Consider the following 22873-nt stretch of genomic DNA (forward strand, 5'->3'; position numbering starts at 1 on the left):
GTGATCACGCGGCAGGGTCGTCACCGATCTGGAGTTCGTTCACCCGACTCCAGGGCGGGATGTGGGGTCAGTTGCTGATGGCGGGCATGGCCCGCCGGTAGCGGGTGTCGGTGAGCTGTGCGACGAGGAACGCGGCGATGTCGGCGCGGCTCATGGCGGAGCCGACACCGTCGTGGCCGAGGAAGCCGGAGCGGATGCGGCCGGTGGCGGGCTTGTTGGTGGGGTTGGTGATGCGGGCGATGGTGTAGTCGAGCCTCGAGTCGGTGACGGCCGCGGTCATGCCCTTCAGTTCGGCCAGCGCGTTGGGGATCGTCAGCCCGGCCATGAGGGGCAGCACCTTGTGCTTCCAGTGCGGCTTGTCCCGTGGATCGGCCAGCGACGGCGTGGCCAGGCCGATGAACCGGGCCACCTTCTGGGTCTGCATGGCCTGCACGATGGTGCGGGTTCCCTCGGTCACCGGGGTGCCGGTCGCGGACCGTCTCAGAGACGGGCCGAGCGCGCTGATCACCGCGTCCGCGCCACTGACGGCCTGCTCGACGGCATCGCGGTCGGATAGCTGCCCGGTGACGACCGTGAGGTGGGAGTGGGTGAGGCTGAGCTTGGCAGGGGTGCGGACCAGGGCGACGACCTGGTGGCCGTCGTCGAGGAGTTGCTGGACGACGAGGTGGCCGATGCCGCCGGTCGCGCCGAAGACGGTGATACGCATCAGGGAGTGCTCCTTGAGGTTGGGGTCAGAAGCTGTAGGGCCCGAAGCGGCCCCAGGCCACCAGGGCGGCCAGGATCAGCAGGACGGCGTTGAAGCCGATCGCGCCGGGTTCCTTCCGGCGGGCGTGGGTGATCGCGGCCAGCACCATCACCGCGACCAGGCCGGTCGCGGCCAGCGGGGTCAGCACAGGGGCTATGCCGGTGGCCGCGGGCAGGATCAGCCCGAGCGCGGCGGCGAACTCCACGAGGCCGATGAAGCGGACGGTGGCCTGCGAGAAGTCGGCCGTCCAGGGCAGCTGGCCGACCAGCTTGTCCTTGGGCTGGGTGGACTTCATCACCCCTGCCATGGCGAACAGGGCGGCCAGCACGGCCTGCACGATCCACAAGAAGACGTTCACGTCGGATTCCTTGGCGGAGTAGGACGGGGTAGGGAGTGAGCCGAAGCCCCCTCCCGGGAGCGGGGTGGGCCGGCCGGTCAGGCGTTGAAGACGGCCTCGGAGCGGTCTCGGCGTTCGTGCAGGTCCCAGTACAGGGGGGCGATCTGCTCGGGCGTGGCCGTCGGGATGCCCTCCGGGCCGCTGTCGCCGATCCACACGCTGATCGCCACGTGCGCGGCGTGCACACCGCTGCCGGCCAGCTCCTTGTCCAGATTGAGCACCTAGTTGCGCAGAGCTGCTGAGGCCGCGTTGACATTGCCGAGCATGGGAATGGGATCCACCGACCCGCCGCCGGTGGTGAACAGCAGGGTCCCGGCGTCGGCCTCCCGCATGGCGGGCAGTACCGCCCGGGCCGCCGTGATGGCGCCGTAGAAGAGGTACTCGATCTGCGGCTGCAGATTGTCCACCGTGACCTCCGAGGGAGCGGCCAGGGCGTGACCGGGCACCGGCGAGTGCGGGGCCGGCGAGTACTCCAGTACGTCGATGCCGCCGAAGCGGACCTTGGCCGCGTCCAGGGCATCCGTGAGTGAAGCGCGGTCGAGGACGTCGGCGGGAAATGCGGTGGCCGTGATGCCTTCCTGGCCGAGCTGGTCGACCAGCGTTTCCAGTTTCTGCTTGGTGCGGGCGATCAGGGCGATGTCGAAGCCGCGCCTGCCGAAGGTGCGGGCGATGGCCAGGCCTATGCCGGGGCCGGCGCCGACGGTGGCGATGGCGATGGCGATGGCGATGGCGATGGCGATGGCGATGGCGAGAGTAGGCACAGTCAGAACTCTTTCGTGTAGTAACCGCCGGGACATGCGGGGACCGGATGCCCGGCAGGCGTGTGGATCAGGCGTGGGCGGCGCCAGCGACCGGAACCGCGCAGCCGTCCGGGCCGCAGATCGCCGCGTCGCTCTCGGCAACGACAACGATTGGATGGGTCTCGTCCCAGACCTGGCGCAGGATGCCGAGCAAAGTGTCGGTGTCCTGCGCTCCGGCAACGGCGTACCGGCCGTCGACCACGATGAACGGCGCGCCGGTGGCCCCCAGACGCTGCCCCAGTTCCAGCTCGTCCTGCACCTGCTGCCGGAAACGGCCCTCGGTGAGCACGCGCCGGGTCTCCTCGCGCTCCAAGCCGATCTCGTCGGCCAAGTCGAGCAGCTCGTCGAGGCCGAAGATGGGCCGAGCCGCACCGAAGTAGGCCCGGAAGATCGTGTCCCACGCGAGGCGGTTCTTGCCCTCCACCGAGGCGTGGGCAAGCAACTCATGGGCGAGCCGGGTATTGCCGACCTCGTTCTCCAGCACCCGGTAGGGGCTCAGGCCCTCCCGCTCGGCCATCGCCTCGATCTTGCCGGTCGTCGCCTCCAGGCGGGCGCCGGCCAGGCCGTAGTTGCGCAGCGTGGCCTCGCGCACGGTGATGATGCTGCCGACCGGGTAACGGTCGCTCAGCGGGAACGAGCGGTGGACCACTTCCACCTCGTCGCCGTGCTCGAACCGCTGCACGGCGCGGTCCAGACGGTGGCTGCCCAGACCACACCAGGGGCAGGTGATCTCGGACCAGATCTCGACCTTCATGACGCACCTCCAATTCCTACGATTTGTGCGTAGCGCCATGATGGACCAATATGGAAGGCCGTACAAAAGGCACATTGATGTCTGTGCCGGAGGGAAATGTGCGCCATGGACACCGCAGACCGACCCGATGCCCCAGTAGGCCGGGGGCCGTGCGCCGCCATCCCCGCTGAGCAGATGGACTTCGTCCGGCAGATCTTGGACCGGGTCGGCGACAAGTGGAGCATGCTGGTGATCGCCACACTGGAGGCTGGCCCCCTGCGCTACACCGACCTGCAGCGCGAAGTCCCTGGCATCTCCCAGCGGATGCTCACCCTCACCGTGCGCCAACTCCAGCAGGACGGCTTGGTGACCCGAACCGCCTACGCCGAGGTGCCGCCGCGTGTGGAATACGCCCTCACTCCCCTGGGCCACAGCCTCCACCAGATCGTCACGTCCTTGATCACCTGGGTTGCAGACCACCATGGCCAGATCCGCGAACACCGGGCCCACATCGCCACCGCACCCTGATATCCGATCGGTCGGTTGTTTGGGGACGCGACGGCGGCTCGAGTGGTTGGTGTCGTTGCGGATCGCGCTGTCCACCAGCCCTGAACATCGGCAGAGGCAGCTTGGTCCATGGCATCAAGATCAGAAGCTGTTCCGTTAGCCGACCGGTGAACGGAACACCCCGCGTCCCAGCTTCCGGCCCGGCCTGACACTGCTCGACCCGTTCGATGAGATCCTCCGGATCCGCCGTCGACCACTCCTCATCGCGTGTACTCGGAATCAAAAGGGTCCGTCGCCCTGGCGGAGCGCCGGCATAACGTCCACAGTGAACGCGTCGTCCTGTTCTGGCGGATCGATGAAGCACTTAACCGCTCGGTTACGAATGTTTGCTTGTCGCACCAACTTTGCGTCGCTGCCTGCGGTGATACCGAGCATCGCGGTGACGTCATCTTGAACGCGCCCCAAGGCCTTCTCGGAGGATTCTCCGGGAACGCCCCAGCCCGGAACCGTCCCCGGGTCGAAAGACGGTGGAGCCCGCGCCCTGTGGCTCTACCAAGCGGTCGCGCCGCCGTCGACCGGGTAGTTGGCGCCTGTGATGTAAGACGCCCGGTCAGAAGCGATGAAGGCCGCGAGCTCCGCGACTTCCGCGGGTTGACCGAAGCGCTCGAGAAGCGTCTTTTTGGTTATCGCGTCCCGGGCGGCCTGGTTGTCGCCGAGGTCGCGGTCGCTGGCCGGGGTCAGGAAAGGCCCGGGACTGATCGCCACCGCACGGATCCCATAGCGTGCGCCTTCAAGCGCTAATTGTCGCGTCATGGCGATGACGCCAGCTTTGGCTGCGGCGTGCCCGACTATCGGGGGGATCTCTGCGGCGATCATGCCTGCCACGGACGCGACGTTGATGATGACACCGCCACCGCGCCGGACCAGGTGCGGCCATGCGAACTTCGACACGAAGAAGGGAATGTCGAGTTCGCCAGTTATGGTCGCCCGCCAGTCATCGATAGAGAAATCGGGCATCGGGCCGAAGTATTGTATGGCCGCGTTGTTGCAGACGACGTCGAGCGCGCCGTAGGCGGCGACGGCATCCTCAACCATCTTCCGCGCCTGTTCGGGGTCGGTGAGATCGATCGGCGCGATGCCAGTCATCTCACCACCGGCGCGACGTATGAGTTCGACCGTCTCGTTGTTGGCATCAACCTTGATGTCGCACCCGACAACCTTTGCGCCTTCTCGCGCAAAGGTCTGCGCCGCGACGCGGCCGAGACCTCCTCCGGCGCCGGTGATCAGCACAACCTTGTTGTCAAGTATTCCCATAGCTACCTCCTGGTCTCAACTGTGTCACCCCAGACGGGTGCTCCTGCAGGGCCTTGCCGATCGGCGTTGCGCAGGGTCGCTCGGACGAAATCTCCTCGTGATATTTCGTCACGGTGTCGCCCCTGCTACGGCAGCACAACGATCTTGCCGTTGAGGAGCCCTGTGTTGCTGGCGTCAAGCGCAGTTGCAGTTTGGGCGAGCGGGAACGTGCGCCAGATGGGGACGCGCAGCCGACGCTGCTCTATGGTCGGTTCGGGGAACTCGGACGGGAAGTCAGTCGAGCGGGATCTCGTTCTTGTGCTGGGTCAGCCAGGTGTCGAGCGGTTGGAGTTCGGGGTTGAGCTCGCGGACCAGGTCGAGGTTGCGGACGCCGGTGAAGTATTCCGACGCATCGGAATAGAACTGGAACATGTTAGCGAGTTCGACGGCGATGGGCTGCCCGGACGCCCGCATCGCGTCGGTGGTCAACGGTCGGTAGATGACGTTCTCGCCGAGGGCCGCGGTGAACGTCGCGGCGAGTTCCTCTCCGGTGGCGTGGGTGCCCGCGATGCTGACCGTCTTGCCGATGAATTCATCACCGCGACGAAAGACACCGAGCGCGGTCTTCCCGATGTCCTCGGACGCGATGAGCGCCAGCTTCTTGTCGGCCATCGGGAGGGTCAGGACCAGCTCGCCGTTGTCGTTGCGGTGCGGGCCTTGCCCTTGGAGGAAAGCCTCGTAGTAGAAGGTGGTCTGCAGGAAGGTGGTCGGCACTCCGAGCGCCGTGAAGAACGCGTTCGCTTCACCCTTGGCGTCGAAATGCGGGACCTTGTAGTTGCCCAGTGCGTCCGGGACGTCAATGCCCAGGCGCTCGAAGTGCGGCCGGGTGTCCTCGAGGGTGGACCACACTACGTGCTGTAGTTCGGCGTGCTTGGCGGCCCTGGCTGCTGCGGCGGCCTGGTCGAGTTCCATCTGGGCGCGGGTGCGGGCGTTCTCCTGTTCCGGTGTCCGCTGCGCCCAGAAGTTGGTGACCACATAGGCGCCGTATGCGCCGTCGAAAGCCTTGCGCAGGCTGGTCTCGTCGTCGAGGTCTGCCTCGATGACCTCAGCCCCTTGGGAGGCGAGTTCACACGCCCGGCCCGAGTCGGCGTTCGTGGTTAGAGCGCGCGCGGTGAAAGGACCCTCTGGGTCGGCGAGGATTGCCCTGACCAGGCCGCCGCCCTGCGCGCCGGTCGCGCCGACTACGGCAATGATTTTCTTGTCGGTCATCATCTACTCCTTTGGTGATTCTTGGGAATTGCTTCGACGAATCGAAGTCCTGGTCTCGCCTAGGCGAGCAGGTCTGGGATGAGCCGGCCCAGTAGGTCGGCGAGGTGGGCGTCGAATTGTTGCGGTGACCAGCCCCGGATCTGCACGAGGAGGTGGTGGACTTCGGGGCCGGCGAGGGCGAAGACGAGGTCGGCGGCTTCCTCCCGGCTGAGATCGGGACGCAGACCGTCCTGGCCGGCGAGGACGTCCACGACGCGGACGGCGGTGGCCCGGCGCCATTCCAGGAGGTCGCGGGCCAGACCGGCGATCTCCTCGTCGGCGCGGGCGCCTTCGCGCACCACCCGCTCGAACGGCTCCACCCGCGGCAGGGACACCGACAGCAGGGTCACCAGTCGCCGGACCCGCTGCCTTTGATCGGGATGGCCGGCGATGTCGGGCCAGGCTTCCGGGTGCTCGGGGTCGGGCAGGGCACTGGCCATGGCCTCGTCGATGAGCGCGGAGAGCACCGCCCGCTTGGTTCCGAAGACGGCGTAGACCGTGGCCGGCGCAACGGCGGCGGCGGCGGCGATGAGTTTCACGGTGGTCGCCGTCCATCCCCCGTCGATGAACTGCGCCCGCGCCGCGTCCAGGATCCGTCGCCGGGTGGCTCGAGCCTGTTCGACGCGAAGCGGTGACGAGTACGTGCGGTTCATATTCAACAGAGTAGTACTTGAATGAATATGCTGTAACTAGATCGGATAGCGCCGTTTCGGACGGCGACCCAGATGCACTGACCAGGGCACCGACAATCAATCGCGGAGGTTCCGCAATGATCCGCAATGAAGTCGTCGGGTCCGCCCGGCAACGCCTGGGGCCGTCGGGGTGTGGTTGCTCGCGATATCACCGGTACCGATCGACCAGGAGCGGCAGGCGGTCCGCCGGATCGACAAGCTTGGCTACGGCTCGATTTGGCGCGGAGAGGGATTAGGCGGCAAAGATGCCTTCGCCCACCAATCGTTGTTGTTGGCGGCGACCGAGCGGATCGTGACCGGCACCGGGATAGCCAACCTGTGGGCACGCCACCCGGCCACCATGCAAGGAGGAGCGGCCACCCTGGGCGCCGCCTACCCCGGCCGGTTCGTCCACGGCATCGGCATCAGCCACGCCCCGATGGTCGAGGCGAGCGTCGAGCCGAGGAATACCGCACATTCCGAATACGTCCACTCCACCAGTACTGAAACACCTTCGTCGCGGCGCCGTGCGCACCTACCTCGACAGCCGCGGGCACCCCTACCGATGGACGGTGACCAGCCGAGCGTTCAAGGGCGAATCCGACCCCGCTGGAATCGAGGCGACCTGGATCATCGGAGAACCGGGCTCGCGCGCGATCGCAGTACTGGAGAAATTGCAGGGCCCCGGCATCGACATCCTGTTCCGCCACCTCAACCACCGCAATAACAAGATCGTCCCAGCGATGTCGATCCAGAGAACGAACAGCCTCATCAACGAGGTCGTCAACTGGGTCAACACCTATTGCGCCGAGCACGGCAGGACCGACGGAATCCCACAGATTGCGAGCGCAACCTGGAAACTGACCACCCGGCAATTCCGTCGCACGTTCGCTTGTAAGTCGCAGAGTTGAGATCGGGCCGCGAAGGCACAAGTCGTCGGCCTGAGTTGCTGATCGACGTCGAGGCAGGACATGAGGCGGACGCGGAATCCGGATGTCCAGCATCAGCAAGGTTGCATTGTGCAGGTGATCTGTGACATCGAATCCAGACGAAGGCCAACACCACCACGATCGAGCGGCATTTCGTACAGACGAATTCCGACACGCGCGCTCGGCCAGCCGACCACCGGTTCACCGCACGTCTTCTACGTGCGGGGGGGGTGTCCCTATGGTTCCTCTCAAGCAGTGGCGGGCTGTGGAATTCGATAGGGCTGTTTGGTTTTGAGCATGGCGTAGATGACGTCGCAGCGGCGGCGGGCGAGGCAGATGAGGGCGGCGTTGTGCTTCTTGCCCTCGGCGCGTTTGCGGTCGTAGTAGGCGCGGCTGGCTGGGTCGTGCAGTGCGGCGAAGGCCGACAGGAACAAGGCGCGTTTGAGCTTGTGGTTGCCGGATCTGGCGGGGTGTTCGCCGCGGATGGAGCTGCCGGATCGGTGGGTGACCGGGGCGATGCCGGCGTAGGCGGCGAGGTGTCCGGCAGTGGCGAAGGCCGAGCCGTCTCCGACTTCGAGCAGGATGCGGGCGCCGGTCCTGACTCCGACGCCGGGCATCGAGGTCAGGACCTTGGAAAGAGGGTGGTCATCGAGCATCCTCTCGATGTCTTCGGCAAGGGTTTGTCGTTGCAGCAGAGTGGTTTTCAGTGAGTCTGCGAGTTTGGGGAGCACGATCTCCGCGGAGCGCGCGCCGGGAACGGTGACGGTCTGCTGGGGCAGCGCGGCCAGGATTTCCTCGACAAGGCGAGCACCCATGCGTGGGGCGTGCTTGACCGCGATGGCGGTCAGTTTGCGGCGTCCGGCGGCTTGGATACCGACCGGGCCGCCGCAGCGGGACAGGATCTCGAGTACTGCCGGGTGGGAGGTGCGTGGGCCCAGGACGCGTTCGAGGGCGGGATGGATGCTGGTGAGCAGTCCGCGGATGCGGTTGATGGTGCGGGTGGCTTCTCCGGCGAGGTCGTCGTCGAAGCCGACCAGGACACCGAGTTCGGTGAGGGCTTCGTCGCCGGTGTCGACCCGGCGCAGCGCATGCGGCATGGTGCGGGCAGCGTCGGCGATGATGAACGCGTCGCGGGCATCGGTTTTGGCTTGCCCGGGGTAGAGATCGGCGATGCGTCGCATCGCCAGGCCGGGCAGGTAAGCGACGTCGTGGCCGCAGGCGCGGGCGACGGTGACGGGCAGGGCTCCGATGGTGTTGGGCTGATCGACCACGATCAGTAGTGGGCCGCGGGTGGCGAGCCGATCGAAGACCGCGCGCAGCTTGGTCTGGTCGTTCGGTAATGCCTTGTCGTACAACCGTTTTCCGGCCGGATCGAGCCCGACCGCATGATGTTCGCCCTTACCAACGTCAACGCCGCAGTACACGGCATACGCCTGTGCCAATCGTCGTTCCTTCGTCGCGTCGAACCCGCACGGCCGCCCGATCTGGCGTCAACGCCCGGCACCCACGTTACGAAGAGACCTACGCTCGGCCCTGTCCCTATCAGCGGTCCGTCGACGCCACCAGAACCCGGCGACACCACCCCCCGGATCATGCGAAAGACAGGGGCAAGAAGTCATACCGGGCCTGGCGACCGTGGCCCTGGTTGCAGGGCCACGAAGAAGGTAACGGGTGAGGAGCAGTCGCGAGAAGAGTCACGGGGTTGGGTGCGGTGTAGAGCGGTTCACGTCGTAGCGCAACGCATCCCAGTCCCTAGCGTGTGGCCGGCCGGAGGGTGTTACGGCTCAAACGGCATTCTCCCCGCTGAATCTCGTTCCGCGCGTTGGGCCGGAAACCATCCTTGAATCCACAGTGCGGGCGTGAATGCAGGGGTACAGTCGAATTCCCTTGCGTAACAGCCGATCTTAGGTGCGTGTTCATGCGGACGTGGCGACGTTGTCTGGATTCGGCAGGTGTGCGGGGCGACACGGCGCGCGCCGATTTTTCGGCTGCAGCACGGTATACCCTGCGCAAGCATTTCGAGGGCTGGGGGCCGATGCAGGTCTTGGCTCCGCCGGAGAGCCTGCCGCACATAGCCGCCGCGGTGGCGTTGGCGCGCTACACCGATGACCTCTGCGACAGTGGCCCTGTCGAGGGGCGGACACAGCGGTTCGAGGAATGGGCCGACCATGTGGGTACGGCGCTGGATACCGGCAGTTCGGAGCATCGGCTGGTACGTGCGTATCTGCACTCCGCCGATCTGCTGAACCTGTCCCGCACGTGGATCGACGCGTATATAGCGGGCACTCGCGCCGACCTGGAGTTTCCCGGATTCGCTCAGGAAGCGGACTTCCAGCGTTACGTCGATACGGTTTCGCTGCCGTCTTTCATGCTCGGTATCGAGGTTGTCCCGCGCCTGGTCCCGGAGCAATCCTTCATATCCTCGGTCCGCTTGCTCTCGGAAGGGTCGCAGCGGGCGGACCACCTCACCGACGTGTTCGAGGACCTGCGCGGCGGGCGGCTGTACCTTCCGGTTTCCGACCTCGACCGACACAGGGCGACGCGTGCGGACCTGGAACAGGGACTGGACACCGCTGGAGTGCGGACGTTGCTATCGGCCACAGCGCATTCCGCGCGTGCCTCACTCGTGGAGGGCGAACGGGTCCTCGGTGAAGTCGCCCCTGAATACCGCCCGGTGTTTCGTTTTGTGATCGGCGTGTTCCACAAGCGTCTGGACGACGTCGAGTCTCGCGGGGTCGCCATCATCCGCCGCCCCTACCACGACGGGAAGGTGACGGGCCTGCGCCTGCTGGCCCGTTCTCGTCGTATGGGCGCCTCGACAAAAGCCCTGCCTGGTTACGCGGGATCGGACCCTCCGGCGGCGCAGCCGTCGTGAGCTGCCAGCAACCGCGGCTGCTGCACCACTTGGGTTGCAGAGAAGAGGCCGCTGCGGCCGGAGCTCTAATTCGATGGGCGTCAGAAACAGTTCAGTGATGTGCATTTGGGCTGGGGTCAACGTAAAGAATCAACTGTTGCGGTGTCGCTGCAGTTGCACATCGCCTGAGGTTATATCCGGGCCTGCCGGGCCAACGCCTAACGCCGCTGCCGTTCGTTCAGGTGCGGCGGCACCACCTCGAGTACCAGCAACCAAGTGGGTCACCACACTGCCCCGAGCTTCCGCGCTGCGGCAACGCCGGATTCGCAGCCGCTCTCATGGAAGCCGTCACCGTGATAGGAACCAGCGAAGGCAAGTCGATCGTCGCCCAGTTCGGCCAGCAGCGATCGCGCTTGCACGGCGCGACGATCGAATACCGGATGTTGAAAGGATGATCGACCAAGAACGGCATCGGGATCGACGTCGTCGTCGTTGAAGGTACACACGACTGGCGTGGGTGTGTCGATATTCTCCAGCATATTCAAGTCGATACTCAAACCTTTGATTTCGGACTCATGGTCTTTGCAGGACAGCGTCATCCGGATCGCACTGTGATCGTCTCTGCCGGCGGAGCGGAGCACAGAAAGGTCCGTGTGCCAGGCAAGATCCGGCTGTGTATAGCGGAATGCGCCCAGAATCGCGCGCTCTCGTATCGAAGCGTCCGCGAGGATTGTCAATGCGGTAGCCGCCTCGGTGGCGACGACCGCCTTGTCGAAGCGGTGCGTCGCGCCGAATCCGTCGCGTAAGTTGATCATGTCCGGTTGTCTTCGTATTTCGGTGATCGGACAATCCGTGTTAACAGCGTGGCACCGTCTGGCGATCTTGTCGACGTACACACGACTTCCACCGACAACGCAGAACCAATTCGCAAACCCGTCAGGCCCGATCGCCTGGTAGCGACTCAGGGTCTGCACCATGAACTCCAACGGCGTCCGGCGGAGATCGTCACTGTTCATCAGGAAGAACGGAACGGACCGTGGATAGAGGAAATGTTGGAAGAAGTATTCGGTATACCCCATCGTCTCAATAAATTCCCCGACGGTGAGGCGGTCCCGATCGGAGTCCATCGCAGCCAACACGTCGGTAGGAAATCGTGCCAAATCCGCGTCGAACCTGCTCCACAGAAGAGGTTCGATCGCATCCGGCCGCACCAGCGCACTCCGGCCGAACGGGTCGCGAGAGTTCAAGTCGTGGAATCCGCAGTCCGAACAAACAACGTCGATGGAGATCGACGCCGGTCGACGCTCGACCCCAAGTTCATCGAACAGCCGATTCAGGTTGCGGTATTCGTCGTTGAACAGGATGAACCCCACATCGACCGGGACTGTTCCACCGTCTGCCATCAGAGCGAAGTCGCGTGTATCAGCGTTGCCGCCCAGCCGATTCCGAGCCTCGAAGATCGTTACGTCGTGGGTGCCCTGCAGAATATACGCTGCCATCAGACCTGAGACCCCTGCACCAACTACCGCGACCGTCGGACGAGCCATTGCGTATCTCCGTTCTGAATGTGCGGGGTGACAGGCTGTTTTCCGCAATCCGATGTAGGCCCACCGGTCAGGTTTGGCGGTGTTTCTGCCGGATGTAGCGTTCGCATGTAAGACCGTAGGACAGCATGCCCCGCGTCAGATCCACCAGTGCCGGACCGAACAAGTTCGCTGAGCTCCCGTCCGGGTCACCATCGGGAAGGCATTGCGATTCCAGACTGCTGAGTAGTGCTTCACATTCGTCGGCAACCAGCTGAACTGCAATGTCGACAGAGACGTCACGATCCGCCGACATGACCGCGACCAGGTTTATCGGGTCTCCGGCGGCTGCTTCCTTGGGATAGGAATGCAGATCGTGGATGCATGTGTTGATCCAGATGGCCAGGTCCCGCAGAGATTTCGATTGGTCGCGCACACGAACGCCGCACTCGAGCTCGAGCATGTCGAGCACAAGGTCGCCGGCAATGGACCACGGTCGGATGCGTTCGTAGGCCAGCGGCGTCGGTGGTATACCGGCCAGCCGATAAGGTATTTCGAAGACCAGACCGCTTTGATACTTCTGCATGCTGTCGGCCACGGTAACGATAAACTGGGCGCCGCCAAGATCAAGAAACCGACTTCGTATATCGTGCAGCGCCAGCTGGAATTCATTCGGTCGTTCGGACAGCTCACCGGTATCCAGGAGCCTATTGATTGTGGATGCGCTCTCGAACATGGTGGTAGGACCGTGTCGTTCACATTTGTCGTCATAGGTGAACAGCCACCCGATGAAATCCGCCGCTACCTGGGTCATGGATGCCGATGCGTTCGGAAACGCATATGCCGCGCACCATCCGCTTCGAGTCCGTTCATATTCCTCGCTGGGCAGTCCGAAGTGTGCGGCCCATTTCTCGGTCTCATACTGCGCCTGCGTCAGGTATTGACTCGCACGCCCTGGGTGACGTTGTTCGAGATCGGCCAGAACCTTGCGAAGCACAGTCGTGCCCGGCACCAACTCGCTCAACCAGACCACCTCCGTAGCGACTTCACCATCTCCAACGCCATCTGCCATTTCGGGCGGTACCGCTCATGTCGGGGATCGCGCTGCGCTCGCGACGGGCGGCGATCGCCGCGGCCTCACCCGGGTCGTCGACGGCTTCGTCGTCACAGCTCGATTCGGCCCTGTTGTGCTCGTCTCCGTCGACGGTGTGGTCGGGGTACCGGGCGACCGGCCCGCTGGTGACGCCGTTCCATACGTACCCGGTGCCGTTGTAGCCGGGGGTATGGAAATGCCAGCGGGTATTGCCGCCGATGACATGGCCCATACCCTCGAGATAGGAGCCCATGTGCGGGCCTCGGCCGAGCGGGCCATAGAGCAGGTGCTCGCGCGCGGCGAGGAACCGGATCCCGGTCGTCTTGCGGTTGTCGGCCCGGGTCGTGGGACTATGCGTCGGGTTGTTCATCGGCTTCTTTCGGTTGCCAGCCGGGCAAGGGCGCGTAGCGCGGCGTCGGTGCCGTTGTGGGGTGGCAGGGCGTCGATCGCCGCGCGTCGGTGCCGGTCAGCGTGGCAGCGTGCCGCGGTCCGTCCGCCGGCCCGGTCGAGAAGGTCGCGTGTGTGGGCGATGTCGGTGTCGGTCATCTCCCCGCAGCGGGCGTACAGTTCGCGCAGTTCAGCGGCGTCGGCGCCGGTCGATTCCAGCGCAGTCACCACCGGAAAAGTGCGTTTGCGGCGGGCCAGATCGTTGCCGGCGGATTTGCCGGTCACCGACGGATCGCCCCAGATGCCCAGCAGGTCGTCGGTGATCTGGAAGGCCAGCCCGAGTTCGCGACCGAAGGTGTCGAACGCGGCCACGGTGTCGGTGTCCGCGCCCGCCGACAACGCCCCCAAGGCGCAGGCGCACCCCATCAGGGCGCCGGTCTTGCCCGCGGCCATGTCCAGATAGTCGGCCACCGTCACCTGCGGGCGCGTATCGAACGCGATGTCGTCATATTGCCCGCCACACAGTTGCACCGCTGCAGACTCGAGCCGGTCGACCGCCTCCCCGACCACGCCGCCCGGCAGACGGGTGAGGGTTCGGATCGCCAAGGCGTGCAGCGCGTCTCCGAGCAGGACAGCGTCATCGACACCCCAGCGACGCCACACCGTCACCCGGCCGCGGCGGATGGTGTCGCCGTCCATGAGATCATCGTGAACGAGGGTGAAATTGTGGAGCAACTCGACCGCCGCCGCAGCCGGCACCGCCGTAGTCGACACGCCGCACCCTGCCGCGACGGCCAGTGTCAACGCGCCCCGCACCATCTTGCCCGACGACGCGCCGTCGAGGTCCGACCACCCGAAATGGTGAAACGCCATGCGCTGCAACGGTTCCGGCAGCTCCACCACCGCCGCCCGGACCGCGGGCTCGACCCACAGACGCGCATCGGCAAGCACCCGGGCCGCGTCGACGCTCTTAGGCTGCTCGATATCCGATACCGCGTTCACGCGCCGTACCCCCTGTCCGCGAACCTCGGTCCCCCAACCCGTGACCCCGACGACCAGGCAACGGATCACAAAATATCGGTATCCCCGATCGACCTCGGTATCCCAAGTGAGAAGCCCACCCGAACGACTCTCAGACTACGCCACATGCCAGGCGGCAGTTGACGTTTCGGACCCAACCCCACCGTTGCTGCCCAGCTTCGAGTGTCCGCAAACGGCCGTCGGCCGACACCTTTCGGAACAGATTTCGGCTCCGTCTGTCCCATCGCAGCACCAGCGCGCGAACCTGTTCTCCACCCGGTCGTCGGAGCGGATCGCCAGGTAACCACCTGAAGGGATCCGATCGGTCAATGGTCAGTCCTGAAACCCCATCTACAAATTCGCACACATCCCAACGCCAACCCATTGAGCTCCCCGAGTTCGTCGAAACACACGGCTACCCTGTGAATGAGGCGGGCACCCAAGCTCGTGCCGCTGCGCCGGTTGCGACGCGAGTCGGCCACCTACGGTCTGGAATACGCTTCCCGCACAGCAGATGAAGTCGTCGGATACGTCCTTAGCGCGGGAATGAACCCGCCGCTGCGTTACGGGGTCCGTGCGGTGTGCGACCTGATCGCCGACGACGAAGCCAAGCACGAACCCGTGTTCTTCGACAAGCTGCTGCGGTTGGAGAACGCTGTGGCCGACCGCCGGCCGTACCTGGACTGCGCCCGGTTCTTCCATCTGATTGCCACCAAACCCGAGGCGTCAACCGACACTGCCGCCCAGATGCGACAGCGACGCGTCCCGATGGACATCACGGGCTATGAGACACGGGTGCGCACCGGAGGGTGCTTCATCTGCGAGTTCCTTACCGGGACACCTGGTTTCGAGCATGAGACCGTCTATGACGACGGCCAACACGTGGGTTTCCTCAACAAGTACCCGACGCTGCCCGGCTATGTGCTGGTGGTGCCCCGCCGACACGTCGAGGACGTCGCCCGGGACCTGACGCCGCAGGAATATCTTCGACTGCAATCCGCTGTCCACACAGTGGCCAGGGGTGTCGCCGAAGCGATGAATCCTGAACGCCTGGACCTGTTCTCGATGGGATCCAGCGACGGTAACGCGCACATTCACTGGCTTCTCTGAACTTGCATTAGTTCGTGTACCACCTAGAGACGGGCCACTCGGGCCCGTCACCGTCCGGCCAACGCTCGGGCTGACGGGTCGCATCAAAGACCTGACTTGGCTCACGTCTTGATCTTGATCGGTGTTGCGGTGCGCTGACCCTGCGGGTGCTTGTTCGGGGTCGGCTGATTTTGCGCCCTAATTGGGGCTCGTAGGCTGTCCTCTGCGACTTGGACGCCCATACTGACGCCGGTCTGCACCCTCGCAGGCGGCGAGACCATTCGCTTGTCCCGGTGCGAGGAGTTCTGGCCGGTTAGCGATCCAGTGCAGCAGTCGGAAGACCCGTTCACAAGTCTGGCTGTTGCCCAGGACAATTGCCGTCATCAGAAGCGTGCCGCCCACACTGGCCAAGGCCCTTGTGACTGCAGGACGACTTCGTCGCCTGCGTCATTGCGATAGTGGTAGGCGGTGAAACTCAGGTCATCGACAAGGTTGCAGGCATCGAAGCCGGCGTGCCTGCTGCCGCGTAGATTCATGAATTCAGTCAGTAGGTCGAACACGGGCAGATCGGGGCACCGGAGGAAGTCGTCGAGCACCGTGAGTAGATCCGTGAGGTGCGGGTCAGCCTGCGATCTGGGCTCGTGCGGTTCGGGCATGTCAGATCCTGTCCCGCGTTCCCGGCTCGGGGAGAGCGACTGTGCTGCTGGCGATTTCGGGGAACTTTGGGACATTCAGAAACACAGTGGCAGCTTGCTGCGTGCGTTGGTCGAGCTGGGCGAGTTTGTCGTTCGCGGCAGCGAGGCTGACGCGCAGGCCTTCGGCTTCACCGAGCCAGCCCTCGCGCTCAGCCTCGGTGATGCGTGTGGTGAGGTTGTCTCGAATCTGTTCCAGTCGACCCATTTGGGCCGGCCCCACCCGCAGGACCGGGCAGCGGAGCCTGCATACGATGCCCGATGCTCAACATCAATCCGAAGATGTTGCCGCGGTTGGCTGAGATCGAAGCTGACCTGGTTGGGCGGCGAGCCCGCGCCACCCACGAATCCTGGCTCGGCGAGATCGAAGGGATCGATCTGACGTTGTCGTTCTTGCGGCAAAAGCGTTCGGAGACAGAACGATTGGCACGGCTAGCACCAGCCGGACCGGTGTTGATCACCCTGGCTCCACCGCCTAAAGCTGGCGAGGGGACGGTCGCGCGGGACGGGCATAGCGTGTCCGTCCCGCGCGGCGCGCCAGGTTATCCCAGCGGGGGCAGCCACGAAACTGCATTGTGAGCGAAGCTCTGCTTGACCGGCACCAGGTCGGCATGATCATCCAACGCCGTGATCGTGACCCCCACCATGCCGGCTTCATCACCCTTCGACCCGACCGACGACCCGCACTTCGGACAGAACCCCCGGCAGATCTGCGGGAAGGTCTCGAACCAGGTCGGGGCCCCACCGGGACCGGTCCACTCGAAACCTTCCTCCGGGAAAGACACCCATGACATCACTGGCGCACCCGAAAGCCGCTGGCAGTGCGCACAAGAACATAAATGCGGGAAATCTGGGTCACCGGTCGCGGAAAACCGGATATAGCCGCAAAGACATCCGCCGGTCACATCGCTCCTTGTTGTTAGGCACCATGCGTGTATGAATAGGGTCGCTCGTGCTTGTACGCGTGAGCCACGACGCTGGCCTCAACCTCGAACAGCCTCCGCGCGGAGCAGGCGCCAGCCCACTCTGCCACGCGGTCGTTCGCCACCGTGGAGGACCGCGAGGTTGCCAGTCGTGGAATCTCCGATGGCCGTACAAATCTCCGATGGCCGTACAGAAGTGGAACAGGCTGTCGCGCTGCTGATTGGCGGATGCCGTGTTACCGAACGACCGATATGCGGCATTATCGTGCGCTGGCCGACGCTGGGGAGACGCCCGTTGTCAGCGCGGTGATTACCTCACGAGTGGGCAGGATCCGTTCGGCGAATAGTGGTCCCGTGAGATGATGTGCGGCGCGCATCAACTCGTCGCTGTATGCCGCGGTGGCATCGGTCACCAACGTGACCCGGTATCCCAGCTCCATGGCGTGGCGCGCTGTGCCCTCGACGCAGCCGGGCGCGGTCATGCCTGCAATGACAACCTGTTCGATTCCGCGCAGACGCAACTGCAGATCCAGGTCGGTATTCACAAAACCGCTCATCCCCCAATGCTCGTGGGCCACCACATCACCCTCACCCGGTGCCAGTGCCGGATACCACTGGCCTCCGAAACTGCCCTCCGCGAACAGCTGCGCCTCTACCAGCGCGGCCTGTGGGCGGGACGCCCGTTGCCAGCCGTCACCGTCACCGGGACGCCATCGGCGATGCGGGGCATACACCACCGGAACACCCACAGAGCGAGCCGTATCAAGCAGTTCCTGCAGATTTTCCCGGGTACCCACCCGTTCGACCACTTCACGCAGTCGCGGCCATACCTTGCCGCCCTCTGCGAGAACCTCGTTGTAGGGATCGACCACCACCAGTGCGGTTCGTGTCACGTCGTACTCCATCACTCGCCCGTCTTCCGAATTCGACCGTCCCGGTGACCGAACCCAACCATCCCAGCCCTGTGGTCTATTCCACGGGACTGCTGCACCGGCGCCACGTTGCGCGCCGGAACTTGATCTTTCGGCCTACCCGGTCCTGGCAGCAGCTACCTTCGGCCCCCCGGGTACCGCAAGCGCGACCTCGTACTCACTGACTGGGTGGACCCCGACCGAAGCCCGCCAGGTGTGGGAACAGCAGCGCCACGACGATCATGTGCCGTTCACCGCCCCGCCGGAGTCGGTGCAATCGCTCGCGAGAATCCCCCTGTACATGCAAATGCTGTGTAGCGCAGGAGATTCCGCCGAGGCACGCCCCGAAGTCAACGGGGCGTTTCATCTGATCGATCATTGCCTACGAACACTTCTCGCCCGCAGCGGACAACCTTTCGAGATTGTCATCAACCATCTGACGCAGATCGCGTGTGTACTCATGCCCGACGTGATCCCCGAGTCGCTGACCGATGCGGTACTGGTCCCGAGCGATCCCTCTCGCATAGATCTCGGGCGAGCTGCAGTGCCAGTTGTCGAGCAGGCGCCCGGAGGAGGAATTCGGTTCAGCCATGACGTATTCCGCGAGTATTTCCTGGCGACCCGGATCGTCGAGGAGATGACCGCGCGCGGCCGATCCGCGTCGACAGTCACCGCCTTCAACGAACTCGCCGTGCACGCCACCCGGTCCGCGGTGGTGCAAAGCGTATTCGATTTCGTCGTCTGCGCCCTGAGCGCATCTGCGCCGAACCTCGTTGAGATGATTGCTCTGGCACCATCGACCACTCTGGATGTCGCGTTGCCTATGTTGATCGAATCAGCAGCGGCACAGGGCATATCCGTCTCCGATGATGTTCTGCGCGCCTGTGCGCACCGCTGCAACCAGGCCCCGGCACGCCAGCTCGCCCGTGCGCTCCTTGCCACACCGAATCTTCCGGCAGGGCTTGCCGATCAGCACGCGCCATGGGTGATCAAGCAACTGCAGACCCATGGCTCGCAGATGTGGGAAGACATCGCCCGCCATATCGAGCGCGTCCTCGATATTCGGATCAGCACCCGCATACTCGAGCGCATCGACCTCGACCATGTGGGGGAAGCCGCCTTCCTCGCCCGCCACTTCGACCTGTTCACCACAGTCGGCCACGACGGCGGAGACTTGCTCGAACAGCTTCTGACGCATCTGGATTGGCGAGTTCGCGCCGCGCTCGCCGAAGCGCTACTCGGACACCACACCATCACCCGAGTGAACGTCGGCCGGATCGTCGACCGGCTCGTTCGCGACGACGACTACAAGGTCCGAGCAGCCGTCGCCCGTGTAGTCGGAACGTCGAAACCACCTCAGCGTTGACTTGTCTCCGAACTCTGCTCACCGACCGCAACTGGCACGTCCGAGAACGCGCACTGCAGGGAGTCCTGTCCGGAACACGAACGCCGCTACCAGATCCCACGCTCGCCAGCACCGTTATCGCCACTGCTGCCAGCGAGACCGACTGGGCTTCGCCGCCAGCGTTGGCAATGAAACTCCTGGCACGAATTCGTCTGCTGGGCACCGACAGCTGCCTCGAGGCGTCGGCAGTGGTGAACGATGCGCTTTTCGGGTTGCTCAGAGAATTGCGGACCGGCTGGATCGCGCTTCCGCCTGACCTCGAACAATCCCTCGTCGCTCGAGGCGAATCATCCGCGCACTGGCTCACCACTCGTGAGGCCCGCGCAACTCGTCGACGGTATGCCCTTCACGCGGACATAGGAAGCGTCCGCGAGCAGTACCGGCGGCGGCGCGGCTGCAGGTCCCTCCAGGTCGCTCTCGATGTGCATTCGCTCGACCGTGCTATCACGATCGCCCGAGCCGCCGTCGATGCCGGAACCGATTTCATCGAGGTCGGCGACCCTTTGATCAAACGATCTGGTGTCGCAGCGATCGCCGCGATCAAACGCGCCGCACCCGATACGACGGTCGTGGCTGAAATGATGTCCGCCGACTGGGGCCGCGACCAAGTCGAACTCGCCGCCGAAGTCGGCGCAGACGTAGTGTTGCTCATCGGCCCAGCATCCACCGCCAGCGTCTCCGCCGCAGTGACGGCCGCACGCCGCCTCGGCGTCGCACTCGTCCTCGATACACCGCGCGCTCACGTCAACGCCGCGTGGCTGCGCGACATGGAACGCACCGGAATCGACGGCTTCGTCGTCACCACCAACATCGACCTCGGCGTCGGCAGTGACCACCCGCTCGCGACGGCCAGAACGATCCGCAGCTGCAGCCAACTCCCCGTCGCAGTGTCCGGCGGATTCAGCACAGCCGACGACGAACTCACTGGCAGCACCCACTGGGACATCGCCATCATCGGCCGCAGCATCGCCGATGCCGTCGCCCCCGCCGACCTCGTATACCAGTTGACCAGCATCGTCCGAAAAATCCATGCAAAGGAGCGCCCATGATCATCACCCCTCTGCAGGTCCAGCACATCAACGACATTCACCACCTCATGGAGCTCGGCGAGCCCTATATCCACGCCCGCGGCCTGTCTGACTACTGGCTCTACGCCGAGCTGTTCTCCTCGACTTGCCCCGTCATGACCGACGAGGACAACAACATCACCGGCGCCGTGATCGCGTTCCGCAGCCAGGACAACCCGGCAGACGTCTATATCCAGGACGTCATGATCCATCCCGATCACCGGCAACGCGGAATCGCCCGAGCGCTCCTGACAAGCATCCGCACCCAAGCCGAAAAATGGGACTGTCAGCGGATGTATCTGACCTCCGAGCCGGAAAACCATGCAGCACACGCCACATGGACCACCCTCGGATTCGTCAACGTACCCGGCGACCACCAGATCGACGGTGTCTCGGTGATCACCGATTACAAAGGGCCCGGACGCAGCCGGGCCGTCTACGAATTGCTGTTGAGCCAATGAAACCGGGCTGCGCGGGATTCGCAGCCGACACACAGCCACGTGATGCGGGTAAGGGACCCATCAATCCGAACCTCGCCCCGTTGGCACCGACTTCGTCGAAGCACTCCACCGGCTCGTGGTGATGTGTTCGCCCACACGGAAAGGTTCGCCAGCTGGTGTCGTGGCTGTGCTGTTCGAGACCGGTGGCGAAATGCGATGGCTTCCACAGCGTGTAGCGAAAATGGAAGGGCTCCTTCACTGGAAGCAGCAGTGTGTCGACATGGGTCAGGGTGGTGGGTTCAAGCACAGGGGTCTTCTATGGACGCGCGCCCGAGGGTAGATCGGCGCCGGAATCGTCGACGCGGGAGGTGGTCACAGGGTCGATCCAATAGGCGGTATCGCGGCCGTAGTTCGGGGTGGTGAACGCGGTCTCCCATTTTGCGTCGGGATCGATGAGGTCTCGCCACGGCGCGACTTCGACGTAGAGGACACGCATCGAATTCAGCGCGGCGTAATGCAGTGCGGGCCCGTCGGTGCTGACAGCATCCTCGGGGACGGCGACCTCGAAGTTGTGTTCCAGGCCCGCCCGTACGGTGGCCTCGACGCACACATTGGTCTGCAGCCCAGCGACGATGAGCCGCTGGGCCCCGAGGCTGCGCAAAATCGGATTCAGCTCGGTATAGGCGAAGAAGCTGTGCCTGGTCTTCTCCAACACCAGATCGCCGGGTTCGGGAGCGATCGCATCCATCAACTGAGATCGCCACGCCTTGTCCTGCGGCGTCAGCTTCGGCACCCGCTCTGCCCGGTATCGGCGATGTCGTCCGGCTCGAGGGTTGAAGGCCAATTGCCCTGCCGGGCTGGGTATTTGACGCGAGTAGATCACCGGTATCGCTGCCGCTCTGGCCGCGGTCAGAAGTGATCGACATTCAGTGACGACCTCATCGAGGCGCCAGATCGGCGGCCACCCGAGGGCGTCCCGCACATCCTGAACCAGGTAGCTGTTCTGCAGATCGATCATCAGCAGCACAGTCGTCGGCATCAACACACGCTCCTCCCCTAGTACGACGGACATCAATTGTGCCGGTGAGAAAAGGCGCATGGCAGCCAAATCAGCTCGATATCGGAAGGCCGTCCCTGTGTGGCCGATCCGGAGGAATGCCACCGCCGAGATCACGACGTTCTCCCCGATCGCTGCGTCGTCGCCGATTTCGATGCGAGCAGGGTGGCTCCGTGACCGATCCTCACTCGGCCACCGATGACTACGGATGGCAGCTACTGGCCGGCGCTGGTGTTGTGGGACTGCCAGGTGTGGTGTTCAACGGATCACCGTCGGCGGTCCGCGGCGAATGTTGCTGCGCCCAGCGACGCATCCGAGGCTCGATCTCGTCGAAGAAGACTGACTTGGCGCGGGTTATCTTGGGTGCTCCCAACGATCTTCGGTACGTGAGTTAGGTAGCCTGCATCCTCACGTGCCTCACACCTATCTGGGGGTTTCGAGTGACGTCTGGTCTGGCTGGCCAACCGCTGGTGTTTCGTGCCGAGCGCGCCGTCTCGCCGGTGGATCGTGGGGTGCGCTGGGTCGTCGTTGACTGTCTTCTATGACTTTCACGTGGAAGCGACCGCCTACGTGGCGTCGCAGCGAGCCCGGGACTGCTCGCCGAACACTGAGCGGGCCTACGCCGGATGCATCGCGCTGTACTTGTCGATGGGGCGGGTTCGGATGCTTCCGACACCGGCGAGCGGTGTGCGTTTGGCCGACGCGGTGCGGATCTACCTCGCCACAATCACGGTGCCCAACACCCGCGCGACCTACGCCCGTGAATACGACCCGAACCGGCCGTAACCCTCATCCGTCACCGCGACATGAAATCACCTACCAGCCAGCCCCGTTCACCGAATCAGCTCACTAGCGCCGGATCTCGCGAAACTGTTCCTTCTGATCGCAATTTCATCGGATGCAGAATCCGGATTGGTTTGCATGCCATAGGATTTCGGGACGTGGCGGGGCCGCTCAGAGGGCCTGTCCCGCGCCGGGGTGAAGCTGGGCGAAGTCTATCGGCCCACGAAAGGTGATGTCTTGAAACTC

General features: G+C 64.3%; 27 protein-coding genes and 1 pseudogene. 10 read left to right on the plus strand and 18 right to left on the minus strand.

The genetic code is table 11. The annotated features are described in order from the left end of the window. Window positions 1-67: 67 nt before the first annotated feature. The 5 genes from OG874_RS21300 to OG874_RS21320 form a co-directional block, all read right to left on the minus strand. On the minus strand, window positions 68-706 hold the full coding sequence (locus OG874_RS21300; RefSeq protein ID WP_330256872.1) for an NAD(P)-dependent oxidoreductase: 639 nt from the start codon (window positions 704-706) through the stop codon (window positions 68-70). Window positions 707-731: 25 nt separating this feature from the next. Then, the gene (locus OG874_RS21305; protein ID WP_330256873.1) at window positions 732-1103 is read right to left on the minus strand and encodes a DoxX family protein; all 372 of its coding nucleotides are present in this window, start codon (window positions 1101-1103) and stop codon (window positions 732-734) included. 77 nt (window positions 1104-1180) lie between these two features. Continuing rightward, window positions 1181-1363, minus strand: coding sequence for a hypothetical protein (locus tag OG874_RS21310; protein WP_330256874.1), 183 nt, complete (start codon window positions 1361-1363; stop codon window positions 1181-1183). Further along, window positions 1364-1903, minus strand: a complete 540-nt coding sequence (locus OG874_RS21315) for an SDR family NAD(P)-dependent oxidoreductase (RefSeq protein WP_330256875.1) — start codon at window positions 1901-1903, stop codon at window positions 1364-1366. It lies immediately after the preceding gene. 67 nt (window positions 1904-1970) lie between these two features. Beyond that, window positions 1971-2696, minus strand: a complete 726-nt coding sequence (locus OG874_RS21320) for a DsbA family oxidoreductase (RefSeq protein ID WP_330256876.1) — start codon at window positions 2694-2696, stop codon at window positions 1971-1973. Between the two features lie 174 nt (window positions 2697-2870). On the opposite strand from OG874_RS21320, the gene OG874_RS21325 reads away from it, so the two are divergent. Further along, a complete protein-coding gene (locus OG874_RS21325) occupies window positions 2871-3203 on the plus strand; it encodes a winged helix-turn-helix transcriptional regulator (RefSeq protein WP_330257365.1) in 333 nt (110 codons plus the stop codon). A gap of 528 nt (window positions 3204-3731) precedes the next feature. Here the strand turns inward: OG874_RS21325 and OG874_RS21330 are convergent. The 3 genes from OG874_RS21330 to OG874_RS21340 all read right to left on the minus strand — a co-directional run bounded on the left by OG874_RS21330 (window position 3732) and on the right by OG874_RS21340 (window position 6436). Then, a complete protein-coding gene (locus OG874_RS21330; protein WP_330256877.1) occupies window positions 3732-4496 on the minus strand; it encodes an SDR family NAD(P)-dependent oxidoreductase in 765 nt (254 codons plus the stop codon). Window positions 4497-4769: 273 nt separating this feature from the next. Next, complete coding sequence (locus OG874_RS21335; protein WP_330256878.1) at window positions 4770-5744, minus strand: NmrA/HSCARG family protein; 975 nt, start codon at window positions 5742-5744, stop codon at window positions 4770-4772. 59 nt (window positions 5745-5803) lie between these two features. After that, the gene (locus OG874_RS21340; protein WP_330256879.1) at window positions 5804-6436 is read right to left on the minus strand and encodes a TetR/AcrR family transcriptional regulator; all 633 of its coding nucleotides are present in this window, start codon (window positions 6434-6436) and stop codon (window positions 5804-5806) included. A 169-nt stretch (window positions 6437-6605) separates the two neighbouring features. On the opposite strand from OG874_RS21340, the pseudogene OG874_RS44795 reads away from it, so the two are divergent. Together OG874_RS44795 and OG874_RS21345 are read left to right on the plus strand one after the other, a co-directional pair. Beyond that, window positions 6606-6848, plus strand: a pseudogene (locus OG874_RS44795) (LLM class flavin-dependent oxidoreductase); the annotation flags it as partial. A gap of 178 nt (window positions 6849-7026) precedes the next feature. Continuing rightward, window positions 7027-7365: a hypothetical protein gene (locus OG874_RS21345; protein WP_330256880.1), complete on the plus strand. Its 339-nt coding sequence runs from the start codon at window positions 7027-7029 to the stop codon at window positions 7363-7365. Between the two features lie 266 nt (window positions 7366-7631). Here OG874_RS21345 and OG874_RS21350 read toward each other — a convergent pair whose 3' ends face one another. Continuing rightward, on the minus strand, window positions 7632-8825 hold the full coding sequence (locus OG874_RS21350) for an IS110 family transposase (protein ID WP_330256881.1): 1194 nt from the start codon (window positions 8823-8825) through the stop codon (window positions 7632-7634). A gap of 476 nt (window positions 8826-9301) precedes the next feature. On the opposite strand from OG874_RS21350, the gene OG874_RS21355 reads away from it, so the two are divergent. Continuing rightward, window positions 9302-10258 carry a squalene/phytoene synthase family protein gene (locus OG874_RS21355; protein ID WP_330256882.1) on the plus strand — a complete coding sequence of 319 codons (957 nt, stop codon included), beginning with the start codon at window positions 9302-9304 and terminating at the stop codon, window positions 10256-10258. 260 nt (window positions 10259-10518) lie between these two features. On the opposite strand, the gene OG874_RS21360 is transcribed toward OG874_RS21355, so the two are convergent. The 4 genes from OG874_RS21360 to OG874_RS21375 form a co-directional block, all read right to left on the minus strand. Next, entirely contained in the window at window positions 10519-11784 is a 1266-nt protein-coding gene (locus OG874_RS21360; protein WP_330256883.1) for an FAD-dependent oxidoreductase, read from the minus strand. A gap of 67 nt (window positions 11785-11851) precedes the next feature. Continuing rightward, window positions 11852-12784: a terpene synthase family protein gene (locus OG874_RS21365; RefSeq protein WP_330256884.1), complete on the minus strand. Its 933-nt coding sequence runs from the start codon at window positions 12782-12784 to the stop codon at window positions 11852-11854. A gap of 22 nt (window positions 12785-12806) precedes the next feature. Next, window positions 12807-13223 (minus strand): hypothetical protein, encoded by a 417-nt coding sequence (locus tag OG874_RS21370; protein WP_330256885.1) that lies wholly within the window; start codon window positions 13221-13223, stop codon window positions 12807-12809. After that, complete coding sequence (locus tag OG874_RS21375; RefSeq protein ID WP_330256886.1) at window positions 13220-14242, minus strand: polyprenyl synthetase family protein; 1023 nt, start codon at window positions 14240-14242, stop codon at window positions 13220-13222. Before OG874_RS21375 ends, OG874_RS21370 begins: the two co-directional genes overlap by 4 nt. Window positions 14243-14707: 465 nt before the next feature. Here OG874_RS21375 and OG874_RS21380 point away from each other — a divergent pair, with 465 nt between their 5' ends. After that, on the plus strand, window positions 14708-15370 hold the full coding sequence (locus OG874_RS21380; protein WP_330256887.1) for an HIT family protein: 663 nt from the start codon (window positions 14708-14710) through the stop codon (window positions 15368-15370). Window positions 15371-15732: 362 nt separating this feature from the next. On the opposite strand, the gene OG874_RS21385 is transcribed toward OG874_RS21380, so the two are convergent. Continuing rightward, window positions 15733-16005, minus strand: coding sequence for a hypothetical protein (locus OG874_RS21385; RefSeq protein WP_330256888.1), 273 nt, complete (start codon window positions 16003-16005; stop codon window positions 15733-15735). Between the two features lies 1 nt (window position 16006). Further along, complete coding sequence (locus OG874_RS21390; protein WP_330256889.1) at window positions 16007-16249, minus strand: hypothetical protein; 243 nt, start codon at window positions 16247-16249, stop codon at window positions 16007-16009. Window positions 16250-16302: 53 nt separating this feature from the next. On the opposite strand from OG874_RS21390, the gene OG874_RS21395 reads away from it, so the two are divergent. Then, window positions 16303-16620, plus strand: coding sequence for a hypothetical protein (locus OG874_RS21395; protein WP_330257717.1), 318 nt, complete (start codon window positions 16303-16305; stop codon window positions 16618-16620). On the opposite strand, the gene OG874_RS21400 is transcribed toward OG874_RS21395, so the two are convergent. Then, window positions 16584-16946 carry a GFA family protein gene (locus tag OG874_RS21400; RefSeq protein WP_330256890.1) on the minus strand — a complete coding sequence of 121 codons (363 nt, stop codon included), beginning with the start codon at window positions 16944-16946 and terminating at the stop codon, window positions 16584-16586. The two genes, OG874_RS21395 and OG874_RS21400, sit on opposite strands and share 37 nt — an antisense overlap. Window positions 16947-17224: 278 nt before the next feature. Then, window positions 17225-17857 (minus strand): cysteine hydrolase family protein, encoded by a 633-nt coding sequence (locus OG874_RS21405; protein ID WP_330256891.1) that lies wholly within the window; start codon window positions 17855-17857, stop codon window positions 17225-17227. 478 nt (window positions 17858-18335) lie between these two features. On the opposite strand from OG874_RS21405, the gene OG874_RS21410 reads away from it, so the two are divergent. The 3 genes from OG874_RS21410 to OG874_RS21420 all read left to right on the plus strand — a co-directional run bounded on the left by OG874_RS21410 (window position 18336) and on the right by OG874_RS21420 (window position 20808). Further along, complete coding sequence (locus tag OG874_RS21410; protein WP_330256892.1) at window positions 18336-19241, plus strand: hypothetical protein; 906 nt, start codon at window positions 18336-18338, stop codon at window positions 19239-19241. Window positions 19242-19408: 167 nt separating this feature from the next. Further along, window positions 19409-20329 (plus strand): orotidine 5'-phosphate decarboxylase / HUMPS family protein, encoded by a 921-nt coding sequence (locus OG874_RS21415; RefSeq protein ID WP_330256893.1) that lies wholly within the window; start codon window positions 19409-19411, stop codon window positions 20327-20329. Continuing rightward, window positions 20326-20808 (plus strand): GNAT family N-acetyltransferase, encoded by a 483-nt coding sequence (locus tag OG874_RS21420; RefSeq protein WP_330256894.1) that lies wholly within the window; start codon window positions 20326-20328, stop codon window positions 20806-20808. The genes OG874_RS21415 and OG874_RS21420 overlap by 4 nt, the downstream gene beginning before the upstream one ends. A 295-nt stretch (window positions 20809-21103) precedes the next feature. Here OG874_RS21420 and OG874_RS21425 read toward each other — a convergent pair whose 3' ends face one another. Then, entirely contained in the window at window positions 21104-21826 is a 723-nt protein-coding gene (locus OG874_RS21425; protein ID WP_330256895.1) for a cysteine hydrolase family protein, read from the minus strand. A 570-nt stretch (window positions 21827-22396) separates the two neighbouring features. On the opposite strand from OG874_RS21425, the gene OG874_RS21430 reads away from it, so the two are divergent. Then, on the plus strand, window positions 22397-22630 hold the full coding sequence (locus OG874_RS21430; protein WP_330256896.1) for a hypothetical protein: 234 nt from the start codon (window positions 22397-22399) through the stop codon (window positions 22628-22630). Window positions 22631-22873 lie beyond the last annotated feature (243 nt).

It is taken from the genome of Nocardia sp. NBC_00565 (assembly GCF_036345915.1).
Classification (GTDB): domain Bacteria; phylum Actinomycetota; class Actinomycetes; order Mycobacteriales; family Mycobacteriaceae; genus Nocardia.

Bases quoted from the DNA above. Each gene is read 5' to 3' on its own strand.
- OG874_RS21300 (WP_330256872.1), bottom strand. From the start codon at position 706: ATGCGTATCACCGTCTTCGGCGCGACCGGCGGCATCGGCCACCTCGTC.
- OG874_RS21320 (WP_330256876.1), bottom strand. From the start codon at position 2,696: ATGAAGGTCGAGATCTGGTCCGAGATCACCTGCCCCTGGTGTGGTCTG.
- OG874_RS21325 (WP_330257365.1), top strand. From the start codon at position 2,871: ATGGACTTCGTCCGGCAGATCTTGGACCGGGTCGGCGACAAGTGGAGC.
- OG874_RS21330 (WP_330256877.1), bottom strand. From the start codon at position 4,496: ATGGGAATACTTGACAACAAGGTTGTGCTGATCACCGGCGCCGGAGGA.
- OG874_RS21335 (WP_330256878.1), bottom strand. From the start codon at position 5,744: ATGACCGACAAGAAAATCATTGCCGTAGTCGGCGCGACCGGCGCGCAG.
- OG874_RS21340 (WP_330256879.1), bottom strand. From the start codon at position 6,436: ATGAACCGCACGTACTCGTCACCGCTTCGCGTCGAACAGGCTCGAGCC.
- OG874_RS21355 (WP_330256882.1), top strand. From the start codon at position 9,302: ATGCGGACGTGGCGACGTTGTCTGGATTCGGCAGGTGTGCGGGGCGAC.
- OG874_RS21360 (WP_330256883.1), bottom strand. From the start codon at position 11,784: ATGGCTCGTCCGACGGTCGCGGTAGTTGGTGCAGGGGTCTCAGGTCTG.
- OG874_RS21370 (WP_330256885.1), bottom strand. From the start codon at position 13,223: ATGAACAACCCGACGCATAGTCCCACGACCCGGGCCGACAACCGCAAG.
- OG874_RS21385 (WP_330256888.1), bottom strand. From the start codon at position 16,005: ATGCCCGAACCGCACGAGCCCAGATCGCAGGCTGACCCGCACCTCACG.
- OG874_RS21390 (WP_330256889.1), bottom strand. From the start codon at position 16,249: ATGGGTCGACTGGAACAGATTCGAGACAACCTCACCACACGCATCACC.
- OG874_RS21395 (WP_330257717.1), top strand. From the start codon at position 16,303: ATGCTCAACATCAATCCGAAGATGTTGCCGCGGTTGGCTGAGATCGAA.
- OG874_RS21410 (WP_330256892.1), top strand. From the start codon at position 18,336: ATGCCCGACGTGATCCCCGAGTCGCTGACCGATGCGGTACTGGTCCCG.
- OG874_RS21415 (WP_330256893.1), top strand. From the start codon at position 19,409: ATGAAACTCCTGGCACGAATTCGTCTGCTGGGCACCGACAGCTGCCTC.
- OG874_RS21420 (WP_330256894.1), top strand. From the start codon at position 20,326: ATGATCATCACCCCTCTGCAGGTCCAGCACATCAACGACATTCACCAC.
- OG874_RS21425 (WP_330256895.1), bottom strand. From the start codon at position 21,826: ATGCCGACGACTGTGCTGCTGATGATCGATCTGCAGAACAGCTACCTG.